This window comes from Acidithiobacillus sp. (assembly GCF_049965315.1).
GTDB lineage: Bacteria > Pseudomonadota > Gammaproteobacteria > Acidithiobacillales > Acidithiobacillaceae > Acidithiobacillus_B.
This window is the reverse complement of sequence record NZ_JBMFWL010000026.1, coordinates 18,711-28,359: the sequence shown is the minus strand read 5'-3', so window position 1 is coordinate 28,359 and position 9,649 is coordinate 18,711. Positions and strand designations below refer to the sequence as shown.

The 9,649-nt window shown below is 62.0% G+C and carries 11 protein-coding genes; all 11 read left to right on the top strand.

Annotation, left to right across the window (positions count from 1 at the left end; genetic code table 11):
• Positions 1–94 precede the first annotated feature (94 nt).
• The 11 genes from ACP5MM_RS07460 to ACP5MM_RS07410 all read left to right on the top strand — a co-directional run bounded on the left by ACP5MM_RS07460 (position 95) and on the right by ACP5MM_RS07410 (position 9,537).
• Positions 95–1,150, top strand: coding sequence for a CoB--CoM heterodisulfide reductase iron-sulfur subunit A family protein (locus tag ACP5MM_RS07460; RefSeq protein WP_427934340.1), 1,056 nt, complete (start codon positions 95–97; stop codon positions 1,148–1,150).
• Positions 1,140–1,952: a hypothetical protein gene (locus tag ACP5MM_RS07455; RefSeq protein WP_427930589.1), complete on the top strand. Its 813-nt coding sequence runs from the start codon at positions 1,140–1,142 to the stop codon at positions 1,950–1,952. The genes ACP5MM_RS07460 and ACP5MM_RS07455 overlap by 11 nt, the downstream gene beginning before the upstream one ends.
• Positions 1,953–1,973: 21 nt before the next feature.
• Complete coding sequence (locus tag ACP5MM_RS07450; RefSeq protein WP_427930590.1) at positions 1,974–2,693, top strand: 4Fe-4S dicluster domain-containing protein; 720 nt, start codon at positions 1,974–1,976, stop codon at positions 2,691–2,693.
• Positions 2,686–3,597 (top strand): CoB--CoM heterodisulfide reductase iron-sulfur subunit B family protein, encoded by a 912-nt coding sequence (locus ACP5MM_RS07445; RefSeq protein WP_427930591.1) that lies wholly within the window; start codon positions 2,686–2,688, stop codon positions 3,595–3,597. Before ACP5MM_RS07450 ends, ACP5MM_RS07445 begins: the two co-directional genes overlap by 8 nt.
• Before the next feature lie 62 nt (positions 3,598–3,659).
• Entirely contained in the window at positions 3,660–4,106 is a 447-nt protein-coding gene (locus ACP5MM_RS07440) for a glycine cleavage system protein H (RefSeq protein WP_427930592.1), read from the top strand.
• A complete protein-coding gene (locus tag ACP5MM_RS07435) occupies positions 4,103–4,498 on the top strand; it encodes a DsrE family protein (protein WP_427930593.1) in 396 nt (131 codons plus the stop codon). Before ACP5MM_RS07440 ends, ACP5MM_RS07435 begins: the two co-directional genes overlap by 4 nt.
• Positions 4,499–4,561: 63 nt before the next feature.
• The gene (gene gcvH, locus ACP5MM_RS07430; protein WP_427930594.1) at positions 4,562–4,999 is read left to right on the top strand and encodes a glycine cleavage system protein GcvH; all 438 of its coding nucleotides are present in this window, start codon (positions 4,562–4,564) and stop codon (positions 4,997–4,999) included.
• A 70-nt stretch (positions 5,000–5,069) separates the two neighbouring features.
• Positions 5,070–6,191 (top strand): radical SAM protein, encoded by a 1,122-nt coding sequence (locus ACP5MM_RS07425; RefSeq protein WP_427930595.1) that lies wholly within the window; start codon positions 5,070–5,072, stop codon positions 6,189–6,191.
• Between the two features lie 57 nt (positions 6,192–6,248).
• Positions 6,249–7,313, top strand: a complete 1,065-nt coding sequence (locus ACP5MM_RS07420; protein WP_427930596.1) for a lipoate--protein ligase family protein — start codon at positions 6,249–6,251, stop codon at positions 7,311–7,313.
• Positions 7,310–8,371, top strand: a complete 1,062-nt coding sequence (locus ACP5MM_RS07415) for a geranylgeranyl reductase family protein (protein WP_427934339.1) — start codon at positions 7,310–7,312, stop codon at positions 8,369–8,371. Before ACP5MM_RS07420 ends, ACP5MM_RS07415 begins: the two co-directional genes overlap by 4 nt.
• A gap of 26 nt (positions 8,372–8,397) precedes the next feature.
• Positions 8,398–9,537 carry a radical SAM protein gene (locus ACP5MM_RS07410; RefSeq protein ID WP_427930598.1) on the top strand — a complete coding sequence of 380 codons (1,140 nt, stop codon included), beginning with the start codon at positions 8,398–8,400 and terminating at the stop codon, positions 9,535–9,537.
• The last annotated feature ends 112 nt before the right edge of the window (positions 9,538–9,649 follow it).

Genomic DNA, 9,649 nt, shown 5'->3' with positions numbered 1-9,649 from the left:
AGGTGGAACAGGGCAACATCGAATACCTCTACAACCCTGAACTGGCCATCAACCAGAACATCAACATGAAAACGGGCGCTTAAGGAGATAGCAAGTGAGTGCAAAAGACACAGTCTTGGTAGTGGGTGCGGGCCCGGCGGGCCTGTCGGCGGCGGCCACGGTTGCGGCCATGGGCAAGAAGGCCGTGCTGGTCGAGAAGGAGGACGTCCTGGGCGGCGCCCCCATCATTTCCGGCTACGCCAAGCTCGTTCCCTCCGGCGAGTGGGCCAAGGACGCCATCGGCCGCATGGTGTCGCGGGTGGAAGGCGACGGCAATGTCACCGTCCACAAGCAGACCAAGGTCAGCAAACTGGATGGGGAGGCCGGCAATTTCACCGCCACCCTGAGCGACGGCAGCTCCGTGAAGGCCGGCTCCGTGGTTCTGGCCACCGGCTTTACCCACTTCGACTCCATCAACAAGCCCGAATGGGGTTTCGGCACGTACGAAGACGTGCTGACCACCACCCAGATGGAACAGATGGTCAGCAGCGGCCAGATTCGTTGCCCTTCCGATGGGCGCGTGCCCGAGCGGGTGGCAATCCTGCTTTGCGTCGGCTCCCGCGATCGGCAGATCGGCCGCGAGTGGTGTTCCAAGATCTGCTGCACGGTATCCACCAATCTCGCCATGGAGATCAAGGAGATCAGCCCGCAGACGGACGTCTTCATCTATTACATGGACATCCGCACCTTTGGCCTCTACGAAGACAAGTTCTACTGGAAGAGCCAGGAAGAGTTCAAGACCAAGTTCGTCAAGGCGCGTATTGCCGAGGTCACCAAGTCCCCCGACGGCCGGCTGCTGGTCAAGGGGGAAGACACCCTGGTCAAGCGCCCCATCGTGATCCCCATGGATATCGTGGTGCATGCCATCGGCATGGACCCCAGCCTGGAAAACCCCGAGATTGCCAAGACCTTCGGCGTCGGCCTGGAAAAGCACGGCTTCATCGACAAGGCCGAGCAGTACACCAACAGCCAGGGCACGACCCGCAAGGGTATTTACGTTTGCGGCGCGGCGACCGGTCCCGATGATATCGATAGCTCCATTGCCCAGGGCCAGTCGGCCGGGGCGCGGGCGGTGGCCGATCTCCATGGACAGCAAAAAGTTGCCGTCTGAACACGCCGGCGGGGACGAGCAGATCGTCCCCGCAGTGCTGCCCATCAACCTGGACAAGGGGTTGTTGAACCGCTCCTTTTATGATCTGGAGCAGGCCTTTGAAGGGCAGGCGGGGCTGGATGAACTGGTGTCCAACCTTGCCGAGAAGACGGAATGCTTCCGGCAAATACTGCTGGGCAGCGATCGGCCCCTCGGCGAAGCGGATCTGGGCACATTGATCGAACGGATGTTTACGGTCAGGAGGAAGATCTGGCCCGTCGTTCAGGAGGTTGGTCCCGCCCCCCTTGGCGAAGCCATGCGCACCCTGCTCAGCGGCCATGGGTCGCTGGTGCAACGGATGGCCCGCTTTGAAGAATCCTTGCCGGCGCAGGGGAAGGCGCAGCGTTGTTTGCGGGATATGGGTGCAGAGGTCCTGCATTTCGTCCACCCCGAGCGTTACCCGCTCATGACCCGCTGGGTCTGGGATCAGCAGACCACGTCGGGCGCCGTTCGCGAGTTCATCAAGGGCGGCGATTATCTCACCGATTTTCCCTTTGGTGAAAGTCCGGAGATGTTCGAGGGCTTGCGCCAGTGGATGCGCGAGGGATTGGCCGAGTTGGGCGTGTATCGGGATTTGGCCTATATGATCGATATCATTCTCGCCTATCAGTATTCGCAGTATGTTCGGGCCATGGCGGAAGGGTTTCTGCGTTCGGATTTCGGTGGGCAGACCGACTTTATGGAGCAAATGCGGAAGATTTTGGGCGCGGAGGTTCAGCGTCGGATGGGTGGATCGCGGTTCAGGAAAGAACCCGTTCATTGAGGACTGGATACAGGAGCGGATATGGCTATTCATGAGAAAACTCTGATCGACCCGGATCGGATATTGCAGCATGATCATTTGGTGATAGATGGTGTTGACGTTTCCGGGTCGTGGAACACCATGATTTCTCCGCGCACGCTGACGGACTATGATGATGGCTTCGAGAAGGTCATCCAGAGCTACGCGGGCGCCGAAAATGTGCATCGTTGCTGGCAGTGCGGCTCTTGTACCAATTCATGCACGGTGTATGCACAGAATGTGGATTTCAACCCGCGCTACTGGATCTATCTCATCCGCCTGGGTTTGAAGGCGGAGTTGCTCAAGGACAAGGACATTATTTGGCAGTGCGTGTCGTGCAACAAGTGCACCAACATCTGTCCCAAGGACGTGCGTCCGGAAGGGGTGATGAAGGCGACGGCGCACTGGCTGGAGGAGAACGGCCTTACCCCGAAGACGCGCTCCACGATGTTTGACGAAGAGTTCACCGAACAGTGCATCGAATATGGACGCATTGAGGATACCGAGGTCATGGTGGGTTTCTTCAAAAGGTCCGGTCAGCCCCTCGTCCAGGCCTGGATCGTTGAGTTCGGCAAGCGCCTGACCAAGCACCTCCCCCTCAGCCAGTTGACGAAGATGGGCATGAACGTCGTATTCCGGCCCAAGACCAAGTCCTGGGGCAAGACCGGAGAAGTGTTGGCGGAATATGTGAAGGCACAGAAGGAGGCCGCTCATCATGGCTAAGGTAGCGTATTACCCGGGCTGCGCCCTGGAAGGTTCCGGCGGTCCTTACGACAAGTCCACCCGCGTCCTGGTCAAGGAACTCGGCCTGGAGATGGAAAACCTGGAGGATTACAACTGCTGCGGCGCCATGGAGGTGAAGAACATTCACCCGATGCTGCAGACTTATATGTCCGCACGCAATCTGGCCATTGCCAGCAAGCTGCAGGGTTGCGACACCGTCATGGCGCCGTGCAACGGCTGCTATCGCAATCTGAAGCAGACCGAATACGAATGCGCGACTTCTGAGGAAACGATGAAGACCGTGCAGGATTTGGCCGCCAAGTCCGGTGATCCCGTCTATGATGGGGATGTGCGCACCTTGCACACCCTTGAGTGGTTCATGGAAGAGTTGGGCACGGACGGGATCAAGAACCGCGTCAAGAAGAGCCTGAACGGACTGAAAATCGCCAACTATTACGGGTGCATGTATACCCGGCCGCGGCAGATCTTCCCCGAAAAGGATCAGGGACCGGGTTCCGAGTCTTCCTATGCGCCGCATTTCATGGATGACCTGCTGTTGGCTGCCGGTGCGGTCAATGTCGATTTTCCCCTGAAAACGGCCTGTTGTGGTGGCGCCCATACCCTGTCGGACTCCGATACCTCGACGCAATTGGTCCTGAACATCCTGCAGGCCGCCGAGGATGCCGGTGCCGAGGTCATCGCCACGGAGTGTCCCACCTGCCATTCCGGCCTGGAAATGCATCAGATCCGGGCGGAAACGGAATTCGGCATCAAGACCAACGTGAAGGTGATTTACTTCACCCAGCTCCTGGGTCTGGCCATGGGCCTCTCGGCCAGGAAGGTCGGCATTCCCGACAACGTCAGCGACTCGATGGATCTTTTGGCAGCTAAAGGGATTCTTTAGAGGTAAAAAGCGCCCATTACGGGCGCTTTTTATTGCCTGCCGTTGACGACAGGAGTAATCCTATGGAATTTCACGGTTGCGAGTTTCGCGCCGAGTTGTACTACGACCGGGAATGTCAGATCTGGGTCAGAAAAGAGGATGATGGCACGCTCACCGTCGGCATGACCGATATTTCCCAGTCCATCGCCGGGAAGATTCTGCATGTGCGGGTGCGCCGGCCGGGTACCCGGCGACCCAAAGGCAAGCCGGTGGCCACCATCGAGAGCGGCAAGTGGGCGGGTCCGGTGCCGAACATTTTCGACTGCGTCATTGTGCATGCCAACGAAGATGTCCTGGAAGACCCCAATTTATTGAACATCGAGCCCTATGAAGCCTGGATTGCGCGCGTTCAGCCGGTGGCGCCGGTGGACGTCGCCCTCCGGGAGATGGTGACGGGAGATGCGGCCTTTGCCTTGTACGGGGAACGCTGCGTGCGGGATGACATTCACTGTGAGCGGGGCATGCGATGAGCAGTAAATATCTCGAAGACCAGGAAGAAAAAACGGTGGTTATCGTCATGACCAGCGGTCCGAGCACGCCGCATCGCTGCGCCACGCCTTTTTACCTGGGGGCGCTGTTGTCATCCATGGACGCGGAGGTTAAGATTTTCTGCACCATGGAGGCCGTCAAGTTGATGGAGCAGGGTACGCCGGAAAACCTGTCGGCCATGGCCGGTGGCAAGCGGATCATCGATTTTATTCGTGATGCGAAAAATGCCGGTGTCGAATTGCATGTCTGCAGACCCGCCCTGCCAGGGTACGAACTCGTGCCGCAGCAGTTGATCCCCGAGGTGGATTCGGTGGCCTCGGCGGGAGATCTTGCAGATCTGATTTTGTCCGCGGATCGGCTTCTCTTCTTCTGAGAAGCGACGCGCGGGAAGGGCAACATAATGGCTCATTTCATTCGTAAACCCTAGGAGGGAAACATGGGAACAGTACGTGGTTGTGAAATCCCCGAAGACCTGATGTACAACGTGGAAAACAATGTGTGGCTGCGCAAGGAAGACGACGGCAGCGTGACCATCGGCATGACGTCCTATGCCTGCGCCCTCGCCGGCCAGATCGTTTCTTACACCCCCAAGGGCGCCGGCAAGGACATCAAGAAGGACAAGTCCGCCGCGACGGTGGAGTCCGGCAAATGGGTGGGGCCGCTCAAGAGCCCGGTCAGCGGCACGGTGGTGGCCAGCAATGACGAAGTGGCCAAGAACCCCGGACTGATCAACAAGGATCCCTATGGCAGCGGCTGGATTGCCAAGCTCACCCCGGCGGATTTTGCGGCGGACGCGGCGGATCTGAAGACGGGCGCAGACGCCCTCGCCGCCTTTGAGGAAAAGATGGCAGCCGATGGTTTCGGCGGCTGCTAAGCAGGGTTGCTGATGTGACGACGGCCGCATTTCGCGGCCGTCTTATTCTCTCGGAGTAAGGATGGTCCCTATGAACCCATGGCTCGAAGCGGTCTCTCGCGTGGAAGCGCTGGAGGATCTGGTCCTGAACGCAGGGCTGGTCGGCGAAATGCAGAAGCGCTGGTCGGGCCTGGCCGGCAGCCAGGTGGGTCGCATCAATTTTTACACGCCTTCCTTCAAGCATCATGAGACTTCGGAGGTCTCTGCGTGTGGCAAAAACGCCTTTCCGGCGATTTCCATCACCGGGGGTGATTGCAAGCTGCAATGCGATCATTGCAAGGCCAAGATTCTGGAACCGATGATCCCGGCCCGGACGCCAGGGGAGCTCGACCGCCTGGCCGACCGGATCGTCGCCGACGGCGGGCGGGGCATGCTCCTCTCCGGCGGCTCGGATCATCAGAATGTCGTGCATTACGAGCCCTACTTTCCCACCGTGCGCAAGATCAAGGACCGCTATCCGGATCTGCAGATCGCCATGCATACGGGCATCGCCACGCCGGAGTTCGCCCGGGGGATGGAGGATGCCGGGGTGGATGTGGCCATGATGGATGTCATCGGCGCCCAGGACACCATCAATCAGGTCTATCATTTGCGGCGCAGCGTGGATGATTTTGAAAGCGCCCTGGAGGCCCTGGTGGCCACCCGGATGAAGGTGGTCCCGCATATCGTCATCGGCCTCCATTACGGGCAGTTGCTCGGCGAGTGGAACGCCCTGGAGATCGTCCAGCGCCATCTGCCCAGCGCCCTGGTGCTGGTGGTCATCATGCCCCAATACGCCCCTTCCAGCCGGCCCTTTGCGACTCCGGCCACGGATGAGATCGGCAAGTTCTTCATCGACGCCCGCGCGGCGCTCCCGGAGACCCCGGTGCTCCTGGGCTGCGCCCGGCCGTCGGGGGTGCATCGTTCCATCACCGATACCTACGCCGTGATGGCGGGCCTCAATGGGGTGGCCTTCCCCTCCGACGGAATGCTGGCCCTGGCCAAGCATCTGGACCGCGATGTCCTGGTGACGCCGTCCTGCTGCTCCATGATCGTGGGGGAGGAAGTGCTCGCGCTGGGGGATGAGAGTACCAGCATCACCCTGGATTTCATCCCCGCGGCCCCCAAGCGGCGGGCGCAGTTGCGGGACATTCCCATCGTGGTTACGGCATAGGCGGCCTTTGCCTTGGGCGTGCGGCGGGCAGGATGTTGATGGCGAGGGCGTGCTGAGGTGTCCGCTGCCGACTGGATGGTGGTGGATACGGGCCTGCGCCCGGCCCCGGAGCACATGGCCCTGGACATGGCCTTTATGGCTGCCTGTGACGCCGCGGAGATCGGCAGTTGCTTCCGCTTCCTGCGTTTCGAGCCGTCGGCCCTGCTGGGCTTTCACCAGTCGCCCGAGCAGGAGCTGGATCTCGCCTATTGCCGGGAGCATGGCATCGCCGTGCAACGGCGGCTGACCGGCGGCGGGGCGATCGTTTTCGATCCGCAGCAACTGGGCTGGGAGCTGGTGTGCCGGCGTTCGGCGTTGCCGGCCGGGGATATGAGCGCCATGGCGCGGATCATCTGCGAGGCGGCGGCGCGGGGCCTGGGTCATCTGGGCATTGATGCGCGGTTTCGGCCGCGCAACGATATCGAGGTGGAGGGCCGCAAGATCTCTGGTACCGGCGGCATCATGGATGGGGAGGTGGTCCTCTTCCAGGGGACGGTGCTCCTGGATCTGGACATCGCCACCATGCTGCGCATCCTGCGCGTGCCCGTGGAAAAGCTGGACGCCCATGCCATCGCCTCGGTGAGCGAACGGGTGACGAGCCTGCGCCACCTGCTGGGAGAGACGCCGGCCCTGGCGGCCGTGGAGGGCGCCTTGCTGCAGGGGTTTACGGAGCATCTGGGGATGCGCTTCGCCCCGGCGCCCTTGCCCCGGGCCGTTGCGGAGCGCCTGCCCGCCGCCCTGGACGAGGTGACGGCGCCGGAATGGCTGGGGATGCAGGGCCGGGGCCGGGAGTGGATGCCGCAGAAGTCGGCGGTCCTGCGGGTCCCCGGCGGCACGCTGCGGGCGGAAATCCTCCTGGACCAGTTCGGCAACCGTTTGCGGCAGGTGCATTTCAGCGGCGATTATTTTGTCCAGCCGCGGCGGGCGGTGGTGGATCTGGAAGCGGCCCTGCGCAACATCCACATGGATGATCTGCGCGCCGTGGTGCAGTCCTTCTTTGCCGAGCGGGAATGGGATGGTTTCGGCCTGCTCCCGGAGAATTTTGCGGATGTCGTCCAGCGGGCCGCAGAGGCGCAGACATGACCACTCGGGATGTCGATGTGTTGGTGGTGGGCAGCGGGCCGGGCGGCGCGGCGGCGGCGCGGGAGGCGGCGCGGCGGGGGCTCGGGGTGCTGCTGGTGGAGCGGCGCGAGGCCATCGGGGTGCCGGTGCAGTGCGCCGAGTTCGTGCCCATGCCCCTCTTGCGCACGGTGCGGGAGACCGCTTCGCGGGTGCAGGAGGTGGAGGGCATGCTGACGGTGCTGCCCTCGGGCGCCGGCCACCACAGCGTCTTTCCCGGCATCATGATCGATCGGGCGCGCTTTGATCAGGGGCTGGCGGATCTCGCCGTCGCCGCCGGGGCGGAGCTGTGGACGCGCTGCCAATTCCTGGGCTGGGATGGGGAAACGGCCATCTTGCGACGGGGGGCGGAGGAGCGGATCGCCGTGCGTCCGCGCCTGCTCATCGGCGCGGACGGCCCCCATAGCATGGTGGCCGCTGCCGTTGGGCTGGATCACCAGGCCGTGGTCTACACCCGCCAGTATACGGTGCCTTTGCTGCACCCTTATTCGGATACGGACATTTTTCTTGCGGATGACTTCCCCGGTGGCTACGGCTGGCTCTTTCCCAAGGGACCGGTGGCCAATGTCGGCCTGGGGGCGGACCGGCGCTTTGCGGACAATCTGAAAACGCCCCTGGACCATCTGCACCGGCAGATGGTGGCGCGGGGCCTGGTGGGCCCGGAAATTCTGGGCCGTACCGGCGGGGCCATCCCGGTGGGAGGGATGCGGACGATGGTGCACGGCCCGGTCATCCTCGTCGGCGATGCCGCGGGCTTGACCCACCCCATTACCGGCGCCGGGATCCCCGCGGCGGTGATCAGCGGTGCGCGGGCGGGACAGGCGGCGGCCGAGTGGCTGGGCGGGGATGACGATGCCCTGGAGAGCTTTGCCGAGGATATGCGGGATCAGTTCGGGCCGGCCATCGGGCGGGCCGTGGCGCGGAGAAAGGCGCTGGAGGCGGTGTGGCGGCAGCCGGCGGCGCAGGATGACAGGGTGATGCGGTCCGGGTGGATCGCCTTTGAGGAATATTTTGCCGCCTGAGGGCGGAATGACAGGAGGAGCTTCCCATGAGTGCGGTCGTGCAAGAATCCAATGCGCAGTCCTTGACGTTTTATCGTCCGGATTACTTTGTCAAAACTCCGGAAATGCGGTCCCCCGAGTATGTCCAGCTCAGTACCGCGGCGGCCATCACCCTGGGTCTGGTGCCGGGCGTCATGCATCGGACGGCCTGCACCCATTGCCTGAATCTGCTCATGACCTACCCCGAGGGTTGTCGCGCCAACTGCACCTATTGCGGCCTGGCGCGGCATCGGGAAGAAAGCCGGGATTATGCCGACCGCAACTTCATCCGGGTGGACTGGCCGACGGTGCGCGTGGACGAGATGCTGGAGCGGATCGCCCGGGGCGGCGACAAGGGGCAGTTCCAGCGCATGTGCATCAGCATGATCACCCATCCGGATTCGGATCATGATACCCAGGTGATGCTCAAGCGCTGGATGGAAGTGGCGCCGCACATCCCCGTTTCCATCCTCTCCAACCCGACGACCATGGACAAGCAGGACCTCATCGACCTCAAGGCCATGGGCGCGGATATCTTCACGGTGGCCCTGGATGCGGTGACGCCGGAAATCTTCGAGCGCACCCGCGGCAAGACGGTGCAGAGTCCCCACTCCTGGGACAAATACTGGCAGACCATCGAATGGGCCGCCGAGATCTACGGCCCGGAGAAGTTCGGTGCGCACCTCATCTGCGGCATGGGCGAGACGGAGCAGGAGATATTGGAAGTCTGCCAGAAGATGAAGGACATGGGCGGACACAACCACATGTTCGCCTTCTTCCCGGAGAAGGGCTCCATGATGGAGGACTGGGACCCGGTGCCCCAGGATCACTGGCGGCGGGTGCAGTTGGGCCGCTTCCTCATCGACTACGCGGGGGGCCGCTATGAGGACATGCGCTTTGACGCCCATGGCCGGGTGGAGGACTTCGGCTATCCCCGCGACGAGCTGGAGGCGATCATCAGCTCGGGCAAGCCCTTCCAGACCTCCGGCTGCCCCGGCAAGGACGATGAGGAAGTCAGCGCCTGCAACCGTCCCTATGGGGATTCCTCGCCTTCGGATATCCGCTCCTTCCCCTTTGCCCTGAACAAGGAAGACGTGGAGATCGTGCGCCGCCAGATGCGTCTGCAGGATTTGCAGTTTACGGATTAGAATATAAGCATTTTACTCGGGAATGTTGGGTTAATGACAACGGGGCCTCTTGGCCCCGTTGTGCATTATGAAGGCCTAATACAGTTTTTGCTCAGATGCTTGCATTGCGCTG

What these genes read in the sequence shown, in the direction of transcription:
- ACP5MM_RS07435 (WP_427930593.1), top strand. Translation starts at nt 4,103, where the DNA reads ATGAGCAGTAAATATCTCGAAGACCAGGAAGAAAAAACGGTGGTTATC.
- ACP5MM_RS07425 (WP_427930595.1), top strand. Translation starts at nt 5,070, where the DNA reads ATGAACCCATGGCTCGAAGCGGTCTCTCGCGTGGAAGCGCTGGAGGAT.
- gcvH (WP_427930594.1), top strand. Translation starts at nt 4,562, where the DNA reads ATGGGAACAGTACGTGGTTGTGAAATCCCCGAAGACCTGATGTACAAC.
- ACP5MM_RS07445 (WP_427930591.1), top strand. Translation starts at nt 2,686, where the DNA reads ATGGCTAAGGTAGCGTATTACCCGGGCTGCGCCCTGGAAGGTTCCGGC.
- ACP5MM_RS07450 (WP_427930590.1), top strand. Translation starts at nt 1,974, where the DNA reads ATGGCTATTCATGAGAAAACTCTGATCGACCCGGATCGGATATTGCAG.
- ACP5MM_RS07415 (WP_427934339.1), top strand. Translation starts at nt 7,310, where the DNA reads ATGACCACTCGGGATGTCGATGTGTTGGTGGTGGGCAGCGGGCCGGGC.
- ACP5MM_RS07410 (WP_427930598.1), top strand. Translation starts at nt 8,398, where the DNA reads ATGAGTGCGGTCGTGCAAGAATCCAATGCGCAGTCCTTGACGTTTTAT.
- ACP5MM_RS07440 (WP_427930592.1), top strand. Translation starts at nt 3,660, where the DNA reads ATGGAATTTCACGGTTGCGAGTTTCGCGCCGAGTTGTACTACGACCGG.